General features: G+C 74.1%; 12 protein-coding genes. 1 reads left to right on the top strand and 11 read right to left on the bottom strand.

Going from position 1 to position 17,917, the window contains the following annotated elements:
* Positions 1-84 precede the first annotated feature (84 nt).
* Complete coding sequence (locus tag C4U44_RS03500; RefSeq protein ID WP_146088188.1) at positions 85-4,095, bottom strand: family 78 glycoside hydrolase catalytic domain; 4,011 nt, start codon at positions 4,093-4,095, stop codon at positions 85-87.
* A gap of 353 nt (positions 4,096-4,448) precedes the next feature.
* On the opposite strand from C4U44_RS03500, the gene C4U44_RS03495 reads away from it, so the two are divergent.
* Entirely contained in the window at positions 4,449-6,656 is a 2,208-nt protein-coding gene (locus C4U44_RS03495) for an alpha-L-rhamnosidase-related protein (protein WP_103884046.1), read from the top strand.
* Between the two features lie 47 nt (positions 6,657-6,703).
* Here the strand turns inward: C4U44_RS03495 and C4U44_RS03490 are convergent, their stop codons facing one another.
* Genes C4U44_RS03490 through C4U44_RS03445 form a run of 10 tightly spaced genes read right to left on the bottom strand, consistent with a single transcriptional unit; the run spans position 6,704 to position 17,916 of the window.
* On the bottom strand, positions 6,704-8,521 hold the full coding sequence (locus C4U44_RS03490; RefSeq protein WP_103884045.1) for a DUF2264 domain-containing protein: 1,818 nt from the start codon (positions 8,519-8,521) through the stop codon (positions 6,704-6,706).
* Between the two features lie 55 nt (positions 8,522-8,576).
* The gene (locus C4U44_RS03485) at positions 8,577-9,992 is read right to left on the bottom strand and encodes a condensation domain-containing protein (RefSeq protein WP_103884044.1); all 1,416 of its coding nucleotides are present in this window, start codon (positions 9,990-9,992) and stop codon (positions 8,577-8,579) included.
* A 50-nt stretch (positions 9,993-10,042) separates the two neighbouring features.
* Complete coding sequence (locus C4U44_RS03480; RefSeq protein ID WP_103884043.1) at positions 10,043-11,035, bottom strand: aminotransferase class I/II-fold pyridoxal phosphate-dependent enzyme; 993 nt, start codon at positions 11,033-11,035, stop codon at positions 10,043-10,045.
* Positions 11,032-12,444: a nucleotidyltransferase family protein gene (locus C4U44_RS03475; RefSeq protein WP_103884042.1), complete on the bottom strand. Its 1,413-nt coding sequence runs from the start codon at positions 12,442-12,444 to the stop codon at positions 11,032-11,034. The genes C4U44_RS03480 and C4U44_RS03475 overlap by 4 nt, the downstream gene beginning before the upstream one ends.
* Positions 12,441-12,719: an acyl carrier protein gene (locus C4U44_RS03470; RefSeq protein ID WP_103884041.1), complete on the bottom strand. Its 279-nt coding sequence runs from the start codon at positions 12,717-12,719 to the stop codon at positions 12,441-12,443. The genes C4U44_RS03475 and C4U44_RS03470 overlap by 4 nt, the downstream gene beginning before the upstream one ends.
* Positions 12,720-12,774: 55 nt before the next feature.
* Positions 12,775-14,001 carry a class-II aminoacyl-tRNA synthetase family protein gene (locus C4U44_RS03465; RefSeq protein ID WP_103884040.1) on the bottom strand — a complete coding sequence of 409 codons (1,227 nt, stop codon included), beginning with the start codon at positions 13,999-14,001 and terminating at the stop codon, positions 12,775-12,777.
* A gap of 15 nt (positions 14,002-14,016) precedes the next feature.
* Entirely contained in the window at positions 14,017-15,276 is a 1,260-nt protein-coding gene (locus C4U44_RS03460) for an acyl-CoA dehydrogenase family protein (protein WP_103884039.1), read from the bottom strand.
* A gap of 11 nt (positions 15,277-15,287) precedes the next feature.
* Positions 15,288-16,373, bottom strand: a complete 1,086-nt coding sequence (gene pyk, locus C4U44_RS03455; protein WP_200823119.1) for a pyruvate kinase — start codon at positions 16,371-16,373, stop codon at positions 15,288-15,290.
* Entirely contained in the window at positions 16,343-17,143 is an 801-nt protein-coding gene (locus tag C4U44_RS03450; RefSeq protein ID WP_200823118.1) for a hypothetical protein, read from the bottom strand. The genes pyk and C4U44_RS03450 overlap by 31 nt, the downstream gene beginning before the upstream one ends.
* Positions 17,140-17,916 carry an adenylate kinase family protein gene (locus C4U44_RS03445; RefSeq protein WP_103884038.1) on the bottom strand — a complete coding sequence of 259 codons (777 nt, stop codon included), beginning with the start codon at positions 17,914-17,916 and terminating at the stop codon, positions 17,140-17,142. The genes C4U44_RS03450 and C4U44_RS03445 overlap by 4 nt, the downstream gene beginning before the upstream one ends.
* Between the last annotated feature and the right edge of the window lies 1 nt (position 17,917).

The following is a 17,917-nucleotide window of genomic DNA, read 5'->3' as shown; positions in this document are numbered from 1 at the left end:
GCGCGGGGAACTGCGCGAGCAACCCACCACCGGCAGGTGGTCCCTCAACCGGGGGACGGGGCAGCCGGGTGGGTCAGGGGCACCCTAGGGAGCCACCTCGGCGACGCGGGTGAAGCCGTCCTGGGTGCCGTTGACGACGACGCGGACCTGGGTGGTGGTGACGGACGAGGGGAAGTCGATCCGGCGGCTCACGGAGGAGTTGCCGGTGACGGTCGCCTGGGTGGTCCACTGGGACCCGTCCCACGTCTGGACGGTGAAGTCCGTGGGGACGCCGTCCGCGAAGGACACGAAGGTGACCCCGCCGAGCGCGACCGCGGAGGGCGAGGTGATCGTGAGCGTGTCCGGATAGGCGTTCTGCGTGTCGTCGTTCCAGAAGGTGGAGGTGTCCCCGTCGATCGCGTTGCCGGGATCGTAGGTCCGGGTGGCACCGTCGACGACGTTGGGGGCGTGGAAGCTGGACGCGGTCGCGGTGGTGCCGGCGGGCCAGCTGCCGTACACCGAGACCTGGACGGTCGTGGTGGCCAGCGTGCCGTCGGGCGCGCGGACCTGAACGGGTACCGCGTGCACGCCGCTCGCCGCGTCCGCCGGGACGGAGACCTTCACGGTGGCGAGGGTCACCGAGGACGCCGGAGTGAGCGGGATCCCCGCGGGGCTTGCCGTCGCGGTCCAGCCGGCGGGCACGTCGGCGCCGACGGTGGCGGTGCCGGCCCGGGTCGAGGACGCCTCCACCACCGCGCTGATGTCGCCGCTCGTGCCGGCCTTGATCGGCGCGGGGGCGGTCGCGGTGAGCGACAGCCGGGTGACCGGGGACTGCGGCGGGGTGACGGTGAAGGTGTAGTCACCCGAGCCGGCGGTCAGGGTCAGCGCCTGGTCCCCGGCAGCACCGACGGTCAGCCCCGGGTCGGACTGGCCGGTGTGCCCGCCGTTGAGGATCGTGCGGCCGCTCTCGCGGACCGTGGAGCCGCGCCCGCCCAGCAGCGGCAGCCGGATCGTCGCCGTGGAGCCGACGGGGATCACCGCGTGGTAGGTCAGGGTGCTGCCGTCACGCTGCCAGGAACTCTGCACGGTGCCGCGGACGGTCTGCTGGGAGGCCGACACGTGCGTGAGGTCGCCGACGACGCTGGGCGCGAGGGTGAGGTTGCCGTACCCCGCCTCGCCGGTGGCGCCCGTCGCACCCGTCTCGCCGCCGCCGGGCTGGATCCCGGCGAGCTGCTGGTAGAACCACTGCCCGATGGAGCCGCCCAGCCCGATGTGGTCCTTGGACGAGGTGCCGTCGGGCGCCGAGGAGTTGGGCCACTTCTCCCAGATGGTGCCCGGGCCCTGGTCCACCATGTAGCCGAAGCTCGGGTAGTCCGCGCGCTCGGCGATGGCCAGCGCGACGTCGTTGCGGCCGTAGGCGCCGAGTGCCTGGTAGACGAAGGTGGTGCCGACGAACCCGGTGGTGACGTGGTCGCCGTGCGCGGCGATGTCCTGGACCAGCCGGTCGAGGCTGGTCTGCTCCTGGCCGGCCGGGACGAGGCCCAGGACCAGCGGCATCGCATAGGACAGCTGCGAGCCGTTGCCGAAGACGCCGGTGGCGGCGTTGTAGTACCGCTTGAGGAAGCCCGCCTTCACCTGGTCGGCGACCGCGCCGTAGTGGGCCGCGTCGGCGGTGTTGCCGGTCACGGCGGCCATCTTCGCCAGCAGGCTCGCGTCGAGGTAGGAGAAGCCGGTCTGGAAGTAGCTGTGCGGGGTGCTCACAGTGGACAGCCAGTCGTCTCCCCACGAGGTCGGGGAGTTCACCACGACGTGGTCGGCGTCGCTGATGGTGGCGAGGTAGTCGACCCACGCCTTGACCTGGGCGTAGTTGGCGGTGATGGCCTGCTTGTCGCCGTACTGCGTGTAGGAGTCCCAGATGATCTGCGGGTAGGCCGTGCCCCAGGCCGGGTCGGTGGCCCAGGAGCCCTGTCCCCCGTTGGCGGGGGCGACGGACGGAAGGCTGCCGTCGGCGTTGGCGCTGGAGGTGATGTCGCCGAACCACTTGGCGTAGAACGACTGCATGTCGTAGTTGCTCATCGCCTCCTGGTCGCTGTCGCCGGCGTCGCCGAGCCAGCCGTGCCGCTCACGGGTCGGGCAGTCCATCGGGATGGACTCCAGGTCGTTGAGCTGGGTCTGGGCGACCGCGTCCTGGATCTTGTTCAGCAGCGGGTTCGACGTGCTGAACTGCCCGGTGGTGGGCACGTCGGAGTGGGCGGCCTGCGCCGTCACGGTGACCTGCGCGTCGTCGGGCAGCCCGGTCAGCTCCGCGTAGCGGAAGCCCGCGTAGGTGAAGTGCGGGGTGTAGGTCTCCGTGCCGGAGCCGCTGAAGGTGTAGTGGTTGGTCTGCCGGGGCGGGTCGGAGGCGGAGAAGCTGATGTTGGAGGTGGTCACCTGGCCGGTCGCGTCCAGGATCTCGCCCTGGGTCAGGGTCACGGTGGTGCCGGCGGGTTCGGCGGCCTTGATGGTGACCCAGCCGGTCCGGTTCTGCCCGAAGTCGTAGACGCGCTCGCCGGCCGCGGGGCGGGTCTCCTTGACCGGGGCGACCGTCCGGACGACCCGGATCGGCGGTGACACGTCGGCCCGCAGCGCGGTCATGGCGTCGTAGCCGACCGCCGGGTGCGCGCCGTAGACGCCGAGTTCGGCGAGCCGGAAGGTGCAGCCGGCGGAGTTGCAGGGCAACTCGGTGGCGGTGACGCGGACGTAGCGTGCGGTGGTGTCGGTGCTGAGGGTCACCGGTGAGGTGCCGGGGTTGGGCTGGTCGGAGCCGGTGCGGTCCACCACGGTGGTCGCGGTGGCGAAGGTCGGGTCGTCGCTGACCTCGACCTTGTAGCGCAGCGGGAAGCCCGCGCCGATCAGGTCACCGGACGTGTCGTTGGTGGGGCGGGCCGGGAAGAGCGTGATCGACCGCAGCGGCTGGTCCGAACCGAGGTCGGTCTGCACCCACTTGGTGGTGTCCGCGGTGGTCTCGATCTTCGAGTGGTAGCCCTCGGAGGCGTCGACGGAGTTGTCGATGCCGTCGGTGAGCGCGGCCGGCGACCATCCGGCGGTGGTCGTGGTGTCGAGGGAGGTGACCGGCTTGCCCTGCGCCAGGCTGACCGGGTGCGCGACCGGGAAGAGCGCGTGCACGGCCGTCCAGGAGGAGTCGTCGTACCCGGGGGCGTCCCAGCCCGGCGCCGCCTTGCGGGCGTCGTAGCTCTCGCCGTACCAGAAGTCCTCGCCGGTGACCGGGCCGGCCGTGGTCCTCCACGACGGGCCGGTGCCGAAGGTCGCGGTGGAGCCGTCGGTGTAGGTGATGTCGAGCTGCGCGACGAAGACCGGCTGGCCGCTGAACTGGCCCTTGGCCGCCATGAATCCGAGGGTGTTGGTGCCCTGGCGCAGCTGCTCGGTGACGTCAAGGTCGCGGTAGAGCACCCGCGTGCTGTAGTCGGTGACCGAGGAGTCGAGCACCTCGGACGGCTGCACCCGGGCACCGTTCAGGTGCGGCTCGACGATGCCCTGGGCGCCGAAGTACAGGCGGGCCCGGGCGACCGGGCGCTTCACGTCGAAGTCGCCGCGGGTGAGGGCGCCGTCGGAGGTGCGCAGCCACCACGCCGACCAGTCGGTCGCCTTGAGCAGCCCGGTGTCGAAGGAGGCGGGGGCGGACCAGGGCGACGCGTGGCCCTGGCTGTTCCAGGTCCTGACCGTCCAGGTGTAGGTCCGGTCGGCGGCGAGCGCGGGCCCTGCGTAGGCCACGTCGGTGGAGTTCGCGGACGCCACCCGGCCGGAGTCCCAGCCGGTCGCGGCGGCGTGCTGCGCGCCCGCGGCGACGGGGGCGACCCGGATCTCATACCCGGTCTGCGACTCGGCCCGGCCGGTGTCGCGCACCGTCCAGGCGAACGACGGGTGCGCGGCGTCGGTGAGCACGTCCGATGCCTGCCCGTCGGCGCGCAGCCCGGTGGGGGCGAGCGGACCGCCGTCGGCGTGCCCGGCGGGCGGTGCAGCCGACGCGGCGGTGGGTACGCCCAGCGCGGTCGCGACGAGGGCGGCCAGCACCGCCCCCAGTCTCCTGCGGCCTCTTCGACGTCCGGATACGGTCATGTGGCCTCTCCCCAGGGGAACCATAACGTTTCATACGCGACGGCCACGTCCTACCGGTAATCCCGCGCCGAGGACAAGAGTGAGGACGCAGATCGGTACCGGAAGCGAAAACCCGGCGAGGGCTTTTCCACCGAATCATCCGGTAAGCGCCTCCTCGATCCTGCGAGTTGCCGGAAAACTGGGCCCCGCACGACGGTTGCCCTGCCGGAGTGGCCGTGGATAGCGTGTCCACCGATCGGGTCTGAAACATTTCAATCCGCAGCACCCTCACCGACGACGACGTACGCCCCGGCGCCGGCCGTGACCGCGTACGCGACCCCCGGACCACCTCACCGCCCCGACAGGAGCGAACCATGTCGAACAGCACGGAACCGGGCGCTGGGCCGAAACGGCGGGCGTTCCTCAGAGCCGGCGCGGCGACGGTGGTCGCCGCCGCCGCGATGCGCGGCGTGACCGCCGAGGCCGCCACGCCGGAAGGGGCGGTGCCGGAGGCCGCGCCCGGGGCCGCACCGGCCGCCGCGGCCTCGGCCGCCGCCGCCGGCGGCAAGGCGTCCGCCGGGCGAGCCGCCCCGAGCGGCCCCTGGGACGCCTTCAAACTCTCCCCGGCGAGCCGCACCGTCACGCCGGTCGCGGTGCACGCCACCACCGGCAGCGTCGCCAACTCCGGTGACCTGGTGCGCAAGTCCGGTTCCGCGGCCACCCGGCTGAGCGAGGCCGGCTCCTCCGTCACCCTCGACTTCGGCCAGGAGACGGGCGGTTACGTCACCCTGACCTTCGGCGACACCTCGGACGCCGACCAGCGGGTGGGCCTGACCTACAGCGAACTGTCGACGTACGTCAGCACCACCTCCAGCGACGGCTCCAACGGCGGCTCCAACAACGAGCCCCCGGTCTGCTACACCGCCGAGCCCGCGGGCCGGATCAGCACGCAGACCTCCGTACCGGTCTCCGGTACCGACGCCGCCGACAACCCGGCGACCCAACTCCGCGGCGGCTTCCGCTACCTGACGGTGGTCAACCAGACCGCGGGCGCGGTGCTCCTCACCGGCGTCAGCGTCGAGGTGACCTTCGCCCCCAACGCGGCGGATCTGCGCGCCTACCCCAACTACTTCTCCTGCGACGACGACCTGCTCACCCGTATCTGGTACGCGGGCGCCTACACGGTGCAGACCAACATCGTCGCCAACAACCAGGGCCGGGTGTGGGGTCCGCCCGCGCTCGGCTGGAACAACGGCGCCAGGATCGGCGAGGCGGGCGACACCGTGCTCGTCGACGGCGCCAAGCGCGACCGCACCGTGTGGCCGGGCGACCTCGGCATATCGGTGCTCACCGACTACGTCTCGCTCGGCGACATGCGGACGGTGCGCGACTCCCTCCAGACGCTCTACAACCACCAGGCGGGCAACGGCGCCCTCCCCTACGCGGGCCCGGCCGTCGACTTCATCGGCAACTCCGACGCCTACCACCTGTGGACGCTGATCGGCACCGCCTCCTACCTCCAGTTCACCGGCGACACCGGCTGGTCGACCGCGATCTACCCCAAGTACAAGGCGGCGCTGGACTACATCACCGCCAAGATCGGCACCGACGGCCTGCTGAACGTCACGCAGAGCGCCGACTGGGCGCGCGGCGACTCCGACGGAAAGAACATCGAGGCCAACGCCATCATGTATCGGGCGCTGACCAGTGCCGGGGCCTTCGCACGGTCGGCCGGCGACACGGCCGCCGCCGCGGACAGCGCCGCGAAGGCCGCCGCCCTCAAGTCCGCGGTCGAGGCGGGTGGTTACTGGGACGCGGGCGCCGGCCTCTACCGCGACAAGCCCGGCAACTCCCTGTACCCGCAGGACGGCAACGCGCTGGCCGTGTGGTTCGGGCTGGTGCCCGACGCCGACCGGGCGAGCGCCGTCAGCCAGGCGCTGGGCGAGCGGTGGACCGCGGTCGGCGCGCTCACCCCGGAGAAGAGCGCCACCTCCGTGCACCCGTTCCCCGGCGGGATGGAGGTGCACGCCCACTTCGCGGCCGGGCGGGACGGCACCGCCCTTGACCTGATCCGGCGGGAATGGGGCTACATGCTCAACGCGCCCCAGGGGACGGCCAGTACGTTCTGGGAGGGCTACCGCACCGACGGCAGCTCCGACTACTCCGGCTCCTACATGAGCGCCGCGCACGGCTGGTCCACCGGGCCCACCTCGGCCCTGACCTTCCGGCTGCTCGGCATCGCGCCCGACGACGAGGGCGGCACCGGCGGCTACCGCGTGGCCCCGCACCCGGGTGGAGTCGGGCGCGCGGAAGGGCAGTTGAGCACCCCCGGCGGGGTGATCGGGGTGTCCTGGCAGGACCGTGGCCGTGGCGGGTTCGACCTGAAGGTGACGGCACCGGCCGGCGCGGTCGGGGAGATCGCGGTGCCGGTGCCGACCGGCGGGTCGTACGCCGTGCGGGTCGACGGCGCCCTCGCCTGGGACGGGTCGCCCCGGGCGTACGCCGCCCGCCAGGACGGCGGATACGTGCGGCTCACCGGGGTACCGGCGGGCAGCAGGAGCATCACCGTCCGGCGCGGCTGAGCACGGCGGGGGCGAGCGGCCCGCCCGGGCAGCGGGCGGGCCGGGCGTCAGACGGTGGGGGGCGGCACCGGCCCGTCCCACGCCGCCGCCCGCGCGGGCCCCGCACCCAGCACCGCGCACCGCAACCAGTGCTCCCCCGGGGCCAGTTGCGCGGTGAGGGTGGGCAGCACGGTGCGCCGGGCGAGGAGGTTGGTGCCGGGCAGCACCTCGATGACCCGCCCGGCGCGGGCGGCGCCGTCACCGGCGTCGCGCAGCCCGCTGAGATCGCCGGCGGCCGACACCGCGACCGCGCTGCCGTCCGCCTCCTCGCGGCGGGCGAGCCCGCCGTCGCGGTCGACGGCGAACCCGCCCTCCGCGGTGTGCAGCGGCCGGGCGGTGCGTATGCGGTGGGTGCGCAGGTGCCAGGGCGCCGCCGCCGTGACCCACGTGGTGATCTCGACGTCGGGCCAAGGGTGCCAGGTGGCGCACACGGTGCCGTCGTCCGTGGTCCGCGGCTCCTCGCTCGCCTCGCGCACCCGGAAGTGCACCGGCTCCGCCGCGGGGTCGTCGTCGCTCACCGCGAGCATCGAGTCGTACGCCCCGTGGATCAGGCCGAGTTCGCCGGCCGGGACGCTGAACCCGAAGCGGGTCGAGTACGCGAACTTGGCGTACTTCGCCGAGCCGCCGCGCGGCCAGGTGCCGTGCTGGAGCCCGCTGAGCAGGGTCACGTCCCCGCCGGAGCGCATGACGACGGCGCCCGCGTGCGGCTGCACCGAGATGCCGGAACCGGGCGGGTCGGCGGCCTCGGCCGGCGCGGCGGCCGGGTGCGGCTCCTCCGGCGCGGTCCAGAACGGGTGGGCGGCGGGCAGCGCGAGGGGCAGGAACGCCTTCATCGCCCAGTACGGCGAGCCGGGCGAGTTGTACTGCTCGGCCATCAGCGGCTGCGGGTAGGCGTACCCGATCGACAGCACCCCGTCGGTCGCGGTGTCCGCCTGCCGGGCCCGCCACCAGCGCAGGTGCCGCAGCAGCAGCCCCTTGACCTCGCCGTGCGACGGCGTGTCGACCCCGGCGTACGGCAGGGCCCCCCAGAAGGAGCCCTGCGCGAAGCGGTAGGTGAGGCTGCGGCCGAAGGGCACCGCGGAGCCGTCGTCGGCGAACCAGTGCCGGAAGTCCCCGGCGAACGCGGCAGCGCGCTGCCGGAAACGCTCGGCCCGGGCCGGGTCCTGGTCGCCCGCGAGCGCCGCGTGGACGAGGCCGTAGAAGTGCATGGCCCACGGGACGTAGTAGTCGCGCTGCGGGGTGGCGCCGTCGCCGTACCAGCCGTCGCCCAGCGCGTAGGACTCCAGGGTGTCCAGGCGGGCGTTCCGGGCGTCGCGGTCGTGGGCGTGGCCGACCCGGTCCAGGCCGAGGCTCACCAGGACCGGGAAGAAGTTCCAGTTGTTGGGCGGGGTGGCGCGGTCCAGGGAGCCGGCCAGCCAGCGGCCGACGCGGTCGCGCTCCTTGCCGTCGAGCGGGTCCCAGAAGCGCTCGGGGGCCAGGGCCAGCGCGAAGCCGATCGCGGCGGTCTCCACCTGGCGCTGGTCGAGGTCGCCGATGTCCCCCCAGTACTCGGGGTGCGCGGGATCGGTGCCGGCGGCCAGCCCGCGGGCCCACAGGTCCCAGTGCGCGAAGTCGCCGCCGCCCGCGGCCAGCGGCGCCAGGCCCCACAGCGGGCGGGCGTAGCCCTCCAGGTCGGCGGCGGCGTCGTCATGGTGGGCGATGTTCAGGCCCGGCCTGATCCGCGCGCCCCCTGGACTCGCGTGCGGGACCAGCGCCTGCGCCAGTTCACCGACGTACGCCTGAAGGTCCGCGCGCGCCTGCGCGCCGCCGCCGATCCCGGTGGTCATGGGTGCCGCCTCCCGATCGAAGTTGCGATAATTTTCGCAACGCGATCGGGAGGCGTCAACGGCCTTCGGTCCCGGACCCCGTGGACCGCGTGGACGGCGCTTGCCGTGCGGCGAAGGCCCGCCGCATCTCCTCCGGGCCGCTGCCCGTGCGCCACATCGCCACCCCGACCCAGTCGAGGTCCCACAGGAACCTGTCCGGCGCGACGAACCGGCGGTCCGCGCACAGCGTCAGCACTGCCTCGTCACCGACCGCCGAGACGTAGACGAAGAACTTCGACCCCTTCTGGTCGCCACTGCGGTCCGGCACCGTCACCTCGGTGCGGTGCAGCAGGTCGACGATCGCGTCGCGCGCGCCCTCGACCGCGGCGGGCGGCGGATCGGCCACCGGGCGCACGTCGTTGAAGAAGCAGTAGCCGTCGGCCTCGATGCCGCGTTCCCGGGCGGCCTTCATCACCACGTCGTTCAGGAGGTCCTGGCTGCACTCGCAGGTGGTCAGCGCCTTGAGCCCGGCCCGCCTGACCCGCGCGAAGAAGTCCGGCGCGGGCTCGTCCACCAGGTCGAGCCGGAACATCGCGTTCAGGTTGAACGCGCCGACGAGTTCGGCCGTCTGCGGCGTGAAGCGGGTGCCGACGATGCCGCGCAGCGCCCCGTCGGTCTCGTCGTGCTCGAAGGCGAGGGTGAGGGAGATCAGCGCCTGAAGGACGGTCGCGGTGGTGAGCCGGTGCTCGGCGCCGATCTCGCGGACGGCCACCGCCAGTGCGGGTGACCGCAGTTCGGCCCAGCGCCGGTCCGCCGGCCCGGCCTCGGGCAGGTCGGCCAGCCAGGTGGCCGCGGTTTCCCGCGTGCACTGCTCCCAGAAGTCCAGCGCGCGCCGCTGGCGGCGCTGCATCACCGGACCCGCCTCGTGCCGGGCCCGTTCCAGCGGCTGCTGGGAGCGGGGCCCGAGCTGCCGGCCGGACAGCAGTCCGTCGAGATCGGCGGCGACGATCCGCAGGCTCGACGCGTCGACGGCGAAGTGGCTCAGCGCGAGGCACAGCCGCACCGGCGCGCCGTCGCTGACCACGACCCCGGCGCGCATCCCCGGGTCGCGCGCCAGGTCGAAGGGCAGGGCCCGCAGGTCGGCGGCGAGTTCCGTGCCGGCCACTCCCGCTTCGGCGGCCGGCGCCTCTCGGGTCCAGAGGTCGAGCGCGCCGGCGCCGAGGCGGACCTGTGCCGGCTCCTCGCCGGTCGTGTCCACCGTGGTACGCAGCGAGTCGTGCTGCCGGACCAGGGCCAGCAGCACGCCCTCCACCTCGTCCCTGCCGAACGTGTCCGGCACGGCGCGGACGAGGGTCTGGTTCAGCGAGGCCTTGCGTCCGGGGGGAAGCCAGTTCAGCACGTTCCAGATGGCGTTCTGACCCCACATCAGGGGCGCCCGGTCGCCGTCGCCGTAGTCGAACGGGACGAGGGTCCTGGCTGCCGTACGGTTCATGGGTACTCCCGTTCGGTGGTCGGGGTGGGATGGACCGGCGGCGTCCCCGGTCAGGGGAACGACGTGGGGGTGAAGCCGGGCCGGAGGCGCGCCATCGTCTCGGCCGCCCGCACCGCCTGCGCCGCGGTCGTCCCGGAGAAGGCCAGCCGTACCGACGGCGCAGGGCAGCCGAACGCGCTGCCCGGCGAGACCTCCAGCCCCTGCCGGGCGAGCAGTTCGACGGCCTCGGCCTCGCTGCTGCCGGGGCAGGTGAACACCGCGGACAGGCCGCCGCCCGGCACGCCCCGGCCGGTCAACTCGCAGGCGCGGGCGGCGAACGCCTGCCGTGCCTCGGTGGTGGGTTCGACGCAGTCGGCCCGCAGGGCGCGCAGCGTGGCCTCGTCGAGGAAGCCGGCGCAGGCCCGCTGCCAGGCGGTCGGCGGCCCGTCGCTGGTGAGCGTGCGGGGGACGGCGTCCGGCCGCGGGGCGACCGCCCAGCCCAGCCGCAGGCCGCCGCCGGCCATCTTCGCGAACGAGGTCACCGTCCACGCCCCGTCCGGTGCGGCGGGTGCGGGACCGGCCGCGTGGAACCAGCGGTAGACCTGGTTCACCACCACGGTGTGCCCCTGCCCGGCCAGCCGGCCGACGGCCTCCGTCTCGCCCGCCGTCAGCGACCTCCCGTCGGGGTTGCGGAACGGGCTCGTCAGCCAGATCGTGCCCGGCGGGCCGGCGGCGCCGCCGGTCAGCTCCCGCCACGGCACGCGGCGCACCGGCAGGCCCGCGCCCAGGATCTGCGGGATGTCGGCGAAGGTCGGCGCCTCGACGGCCGCCGGGCCGGTGCGCACCGCCCAGCTCGTCGCGAACTGCCGTACCCCGCCGGTCACGACCGTACGCTCGGGCGGGCTGCCGAACAGTTCGGCCAGCCGGTCCAGCAGTTCCGGCTCACCGCGCGGCGCGGGCGGGCGCCACCACGACCGGGTCCGGGCCCCGCCCGCCAGGCACCGCGCGAACCGCTCCGCCAGCCGGGCGGACCACGGCCGGAGCGGGCCGGTGAGGTCGATCACCGGGCCGGAGCCGGGGCCGCGGCGGCCGCCGCGGCCGCCTGCCGGACCAGGCGGGGATCGAGCCGGTAGAGGACCGTCGCGACGAAGAACTCCTCCTCGACGCGGACGTACATGCCCGCCGGGGTGTCGATCCGCTCGACGTCGGTGCCGGTCCCGACGAAGGACCTGCGCTCCGGCAGCGTCGCGGGCCGGCCGCCGGCGGTGCCCTCGTCCAGCAGCGCGACCGCGAGGTCGACCGGGACCAGCCGGACGCACGTCCACGGGTTGAGCGCGAAAGGCCGGACGGGGGACTGCCGCCCGCCCGGGGCCAGTTCCAGCTTCAGGTGCCTGCGGTAGTAGCCGAAGGCGTCCGCGGCGACCCTGACCGCCGGCACGATCCCGTCGGCGCGCCTGGTGGCGAAGGCGTGCAGCGCGGTGCCGGCGCAGCGCCGGTTCCAGTCCGGCGCGTCCGGCCTCGGGGCGGGCTCCGCGGTCCGCGGGGTGGGGATGGCGGCGAGCCGGCCGCGCTGCTCCGCGGTGAGGACCGACGACGCCTCGAGCGTCCTGGCCACGAAACCGAAGAAGCCGGCCAGGTGGGAGGAGCGCAGCAGTCCGGCGAAGCGGTCGGCGTCGAAGCCGGGCAGGGACAGCGCCATGAGCAGGTCGTTGGTGTCCTTCGCCGTCACGAAGTAGTCGCCGGCCGCGTTGTTGACGATGCAGGCGAGGTTCTCCTCCGCCGGCACCATCCGCAGGCCCGGCGCGCCGCCGGTGTACATGCCGGTGATGTCCAGCCGGCCGCAGTGCCGGACCGAGTAGTCGCCGAAGTGGATGTCGGCGTTCACCAGGTCGGGGCTGCCGTCGGGCGCGACCAGCGCGATCTGGCCGTACAGCATGCCGTCGGACGGGTCGAGCTTGAACCACGGCAGTTCGTACTTCTGGTAGCGGAAACCGAGTTCGTGGCGCAGCACCCGGGACAGCGCCGTCGCGTCGGCGCGGGTGCGGACGAACAGGTCCAGGTCGTTGAAGTCGCGGGCCGACCGGTCGGTGTAGGTGGCGTGGGCGCTGATGCCCTTGCCGCCGAAGAGCTCGACGCCCAGCCGGATCGCCAGCTGCTCCAGGCGCTTGAGGTTGTCGTCGAGCACGTCGTGCATGTGGCGCAGCCGGGCGACCTTCGGGGCGAGCGCCTGCGCGCACGCGCGGACCGCGGGGTGGGCGGATTCCACCGCCGCCAGCCGCCGGGCCACCAGGGACCTCATGCGCAGCGAGTCCAGGAAGCGGTGCGACTCCTGCGCGCCCAGCGCCTCGATGGCGGCCAGGGACCGCTCCAGCGGATGGCGCGGCTGAAGGGCGGACAGGCTCCTGAGCGCGAGCAGGTGCCCGTCGCGCTCCGCTCGGCGGGCGGCCGGGCCGGCCGCTCGGTTCCCGGTCATCCGGCCGCCTCCTGACCCTCGTCCCGCTCCGCGCCGGCCTTCGCCAGCAGCGCCCACAGGCCGGCGGTGTCGGCCGAGCCCAGCACGGCGAGCTGGTCGTCGGCGAGGGTGATGGCGTACTGCTCCTCCAGGTCGAGCAGCAGGCCCACCGTCGACAGCGAGTCCAGTCCGTAGTCGAAGGGGGTCAGCTCCGGGGCGATCTCCTCGCCCTCCCCGAGGGACAGATGGGTGCGGAGCAGCGCGTCGAAGCTCGGCGGCCATGGGCGTTGCGGCATTTTTCCCTCCGGTGCTGGGCAACTGGCTTTCCGTGTGCGGTGGGTGGGTCGTGGGTCAGCTCGGCAGGCGCGCCCGCAGGGCGGCGGGCCATCCGGTGGGGTCGGTGCCGTGCCGGCAGAAGAAGGCGAACGCGAGCCGTTCGAGCCCGAAGCCCACGCACGCGGTACCGGCGGTGGTGCCGTTCGGCAGGGTGATCCGGTAGCTCTCGCCGAAGGTGGTGCCGTGCACGTTGAAGGAGGCGGCGGCCACGCTCCGGCCGTCGTCGACGGGCAGCCGCAGTTCGTACTTGGCGGCCGTCAGCCGCTGCGCCAGCAGGCGCCTCGGCACGGTCGGGGCCGCGAAGAAGGGGTCGCTCGCGGGCTCCACCCAGCCGGCCAGGCCGAGTTCCCCGACGTAGCCGCAGGCCGCCGTCAGGAAGTCGGCGCGCCGGCGTGCCACGGTGTCCGTGTCGCCGAGGAACACGATCTCCCGGATGGTGAAGTCCCACAGCCGCTCCAGGGACCGGCTGTAACGCGACTCGAAGCGGAAGGACTTGCCGCGCGAGGTGACGACGGCGCCGCCGGCCGGCAGCGGCCGGCCGGCCAGTTGCAGGTAGGTGTGGAAGCACATCGTCGGCGGCAGGCAGTACCCGGAGTGCCGGCTGTACCGGTCGATGACCGCTGCCGGGGAGTCGGCGTCCTCGCTCGGCGGCGCTCCGGCCGACGGCTCCGCGGCCGCCGCCATCCCGTCGACGAACGCGCGGTACACGTCGAGGTCGGAGCTCACGCAGCTCGCCGTCATCGCGAACTGCGGGAAGGACGTCAGGTAGCCGCCCTTGTGCAGGGCGGCGGTGCTGATCAGGGCCGGGTAGCGGAACTCCTCGGCGCCGAAGGCGTCCGTCGCGAGGGCGAGGACGCCCGCGTCGAGCGCGTCCAGCACCTCGCTGAACAGCCGTCCGGTGGCAACGGCCCCGGGCCCCATCTCGTGGACGGCCCCCAGTTCCCGCAGCCGCTCGAAGGTGCCCGAGGAGGCGGCGGGCGGGTGCGGGGACGTCCACAGGGGTGCCGCCGCGGTCAGCCGCTGCGGTCGGACCTCGGTGCGGCTGACGTGGTCGAGCCTCCTGGCCAGCCCGGCGGGATCGGCGTCGGCACGGGTGGTGATCTCCACTCCGGTGACCCGGTCCTCGCTGCGGACGAGCGCGAAGGCGTCGATACCGTCGGCGAGGTAGTAGATCCGCTTGGCGAGTTCGTCGCCGAGTGATTCCGGGAGGGGTTCGGCGAGGTTCACGAGGTAGGTCGGCATCGTGTCCAGGTCCCGTCAGATGAGGGTCACGCCGCGGTCGAGCATGGAGAGCGCGCCGACCCCCACGGTCAGCGCGTCGTTGGCGTGGTTCAGGCTCGCCGAGCGCAGGTCGCGGAAGTGCCGCTCCAGGGCGAGTTCGGAGTTCTTCAGGTAGCCGGTGCGCAGTCCGGCGATCTGCACCATCCGGTCCACGGCCTCGAACGTCAGGTCCGCCGCCGCGATCTTCAGCGTGTTCAGCTGGATCTGGCCGCGCGGACCGTCCATGCCGGACCCGCCGGACCGCGCCCGCTCGACCTCCTCGCGCACCCGGGTCAGATACGCGCTGACCAGTTCCAGGGAGATCCGGACCCGGCCGATCCGCTCGGAGGACAGCTCCGACGGGCCGCCGTCCCGGCCGCGGCCGCCGCCCGAGGCCGCCTGCCAGCGCAGCAGGTCCCGCAAGGCCCCGCGGGCGGCGCCGAGCCAGCACGCCGACCAGCCGAGGTGGGAGAGCGGCACCATGCTCTGCCGGGCCACGTCGGCGAACCTCCCGGGCACACCGACGACGTTGTGGGCCGGCACCGTCCCCTTGAGCTTCATGCCGATGCTCTCGGTGGCGCGCATGCCGAGCGCGTCCCACTCCCCCGCGGTCTCGATCTGCAGGTCGGTACGGTCGGCGTAGACCAGCGAGACCTCGTGCGGCCGGGCCGTCGGCGAGGCGCGCATCGTGATCAGGTACCCGTCGGCGTGGTCGCCGCCGGTGACGACGGGCGCGTCGCGCTCGAGGGTCAGGCGGTCCCCGCCGCTGCCGGCGTCCAGCGGCGCGTCCGCGCTGAACAGGTCGGCCCTGCGGCCCCGTTCGCTGGTCACGGAGCCGATGTAGACCTCGCCCGCGGCGATCCTCGGCAGCAGGGCCGCCTTGAGCGCCGGGGTGCCGTGCCGGACGATCGCGTCGACCTGGAAGCAGTGCATCGCCCAGATCTGGCCGGTGGACAGGCAGTGGCCGGACAGGCCCTGGGCCACCTCCACGAAGGCGGCCAGGCCGGCTCCGGTCCCGCCGTACTCCGACGGGACGAGCAGGCCCATCAGGCCGTGCCGGCGCAGGGCCGCCACCGACTCGCGCGGGAACGTCGCCCGCTCGTCGTGGGCGGCGGCGTGCTCGCGCAGCACCGGCGCCACCAGGTCGACCGCCGTCGTCGGTGCGGCCGTCCCCGCCGGAGTGCCGGTGCCCGTGCCCGGGTCGGCCTCCGTGCCCGCGCCCCGGTCCGTTCCCGTCTCGGCCCTGTCCGTCCCCATGTCCGTCCCTCCTACTCGGTAAGGGTGTTCATCGCGGCGGGGCCCTCCTGCTCCGCCCGCTCGACGATCCGGCGCAGCACCTCCACCACGTGCACCGGGTGCCGTCCGTAGCCGGTCTCACCGGTCAGCAGCAGCCCGCCCGCGCCGTCCCGCACCGCGTTGGCGACGTCCGACACCTCCGCGCGGGTGGGCCGGAGGCTGGTCCGCATCGAGTGCAGCAACTGCGTCGCGACCATGGAGTCCCTGCCGCTGCCGCGGCAGCCGGCGAGCACGGCGCGCTGGACGTGCGGGACCTCCTCGAAGGGCAGTTCCACGGCGAGGTCGCCGCGGGCGACCATCAGGCCGTCGAACGCCTCGACGAGTTCGGGCAGCCGGGAGACCGCGGCCAGGTTCTCGACCTTGCCGATGACGACCCGGCCGGGGGCCAGCGCCCGCACCGCGGCGCAGTCGTCGGCGCTCTGCGCGAAGGAGAGGGCCACCATCTCCACCCCGAGCCCCGTCGCGAACTCCAGGTCCGCGCGGTCGCGTTCGCCGAGGCCGGGCGGGAAGAGCGTCAGCCCGGGGATGGTCACCCCGCGGCCGTTGCTGAGCGGGCCGCCCTCGACCACCTCGCAGTGCAGCTCCGCCCGGCTCACCTCGGTCACCGCCAGGGTCACCGCACCGTCGTCGACGAGGACAGCGGTGCCCTTGCCGATCTGCTCCGGGTCCCAGGAGTAGCTCAGCGACGTACGGTCCGGGGCGAGCGGGCCGGGCGACGCGGTGAGCACCACCGCGTCGCCGGCCGCCCACCGCGTCTCGCCTCCGGGGAAGGCTCCGAGCCGGTTCTTGCGGCCCTGCAGGTCGGCCAGGAACCGCACCTCGCGACCCTGCTCGGCGGCGGCCTCGCGGACCAGCCGCACCACCGCGCGGTGGCGCTCCCGGGTGCCGTTGCTCATGCTCAGCCGGACCACGTCCATGCCGGCGGCGACGAGCCCTTCGATGCAGGAGCGGGTCTCGCTCACCGGTCCCAGGGTGGCGGCGATGGCGGTCCTCCTGGCCGGCCGGTCCACCCGCTGCGCGTCGCTGGTCAGCAACTCGGCACCCCCTTCACGCTGCACCGGTGGAACTCCCGGACGAAGCTGCTCCGGTCCTCGGGCACGACCGGGGTGAAGCCGTGCAGGACCCCCGCGCCGGGAAAGTTGTTCACGTAGACGATCTCGTCGGGCCCGGGGCGCCCGAGGTCGATGCCGCACTCGCCGAGGGCCGGCCCCTCGTGCTCGGCGCGCAGCACCGGCTTGCTGCCGGGGGTCGGCTCGCGCGACCACTCGAAGAGGTCGTCGAAGCGCAGGGCGCGCCGCCGCATGTAGGTGCGGATGTCCACCAGTCGCAGCGTGCCGCCGCCGAACCCCGCCGCCGGGCCGTAGAGATGGGAGAAGAGCAGCGCGTCCCGGTCCATGTGCAGCTGCTTGAAGCTCCACCGGCTGCCGTACAGCTCCAGCGGTATCGCCCCGTCGGAGGTGACGTTGACCTTGATCCGGTAGTGGTCGCCGGGGCCCTGCGGGCCGGAGCGGCGGTTGACCTCGTCCCACACCCGACCGAACAGCGCCTCGTGGAAGGCCCGTGCGGCGGGCAGGTCGAAGGAGCGGGACAGGCCGGTCAGCACCGCAGCGCCCGCCCCGTGCGTCCCGTCGTCGCGGACGAGCCGGTCCGCCACCGCGGTGACCAGGCCCGGGGGGATATCCCGGGCACCGTGCGGCGGCAGGTGGTCCTCCAGCCGGACCCGGACGCCGGCGAACGGCCGTCGCGCGGCGGCCGGTTCCGGGAGATCGGCCATCGCGTTCAGGGCCGTGCGCCGGGCGGTCATCATGTCCGTCATCGGCGTGGTCATGTGTCCCCTCCTTCGGGGTCGGGCCGGGTGGCGGGCGGTGCTCCCGCCGCGGATGCGGCGGCCGTCGGCAGCAGCAGGTCGAGCAGGTGCCGCCGCACCTGCGCCGGGCTGCGCAGCCCGTCCACGGTGTGCAGCAGCCCGCGGGCCCGGAAGTACGCGCGGACCCCGGCGCTCACCGTGCGGTAGTCGGCCAGCCGCCGTGCCAGCCGCTCCTCGGCGTCGTCGTCGCGCGGCGCGACGGCTCCGCCGCACGCGGCGCAGCGCTCCTCGGGGCGGCCTGCCGCGGGCATGGCGGCCCCGGCCGCTCCCGCCGCTGGTGCGGCGGCCGTGGCCCCTTCCGGCGCGGGGATCCCGCAGCGGGTGCATATCCGCCGGCCCACGACCCGGGCCCGGACCTCCTCGTCCGGCAGTTCAACCGCGACGAGCCCGGCGAGTTCGCCGTCCACCGCCGCCACCACCTCGGTGAAGTCCCGGCACTGGCGCGGGTCGCGGGGGTACCCCTCGACGGCGACGGCGGCGACCTCGCCGGACAGCCGGTCGAGGAAGCACCGGAACTCCCGCCGCACCAGCGCGTCGGAGACCAGCCCGCCGCGCAGCAGTGTCTCGCGCATCCGCAGGCCCAACGGGTCGCCCGCGCGGGCGAGTTCGAGGCCGAAGTCCCGTACGCCGAACCTGGCGAGCTGCGGGTGCTGGGCCGCCAGGGAGATCAGTGCGGTGGTCTTTCCGGCCCCCGGCGGCCCGGTGACCGGAAGGATGCGCCTCTTCGGTGCCATC

Source organism: Actinacidiphila yanglinensis (genome assembly GCF_900107965.1).
GTDB lineage: Bacteria > Actinomycetota > Actinomycetes > Streptomycetales > Streptomycetaceae > Actinacidiphila > Actinacidiphila yanglinensis.
The sequence above is the reverse complement of the archived record's forward strand: the minus strand, read 5'-3'. Positions and strand labels throughout refer to the sequence as shown.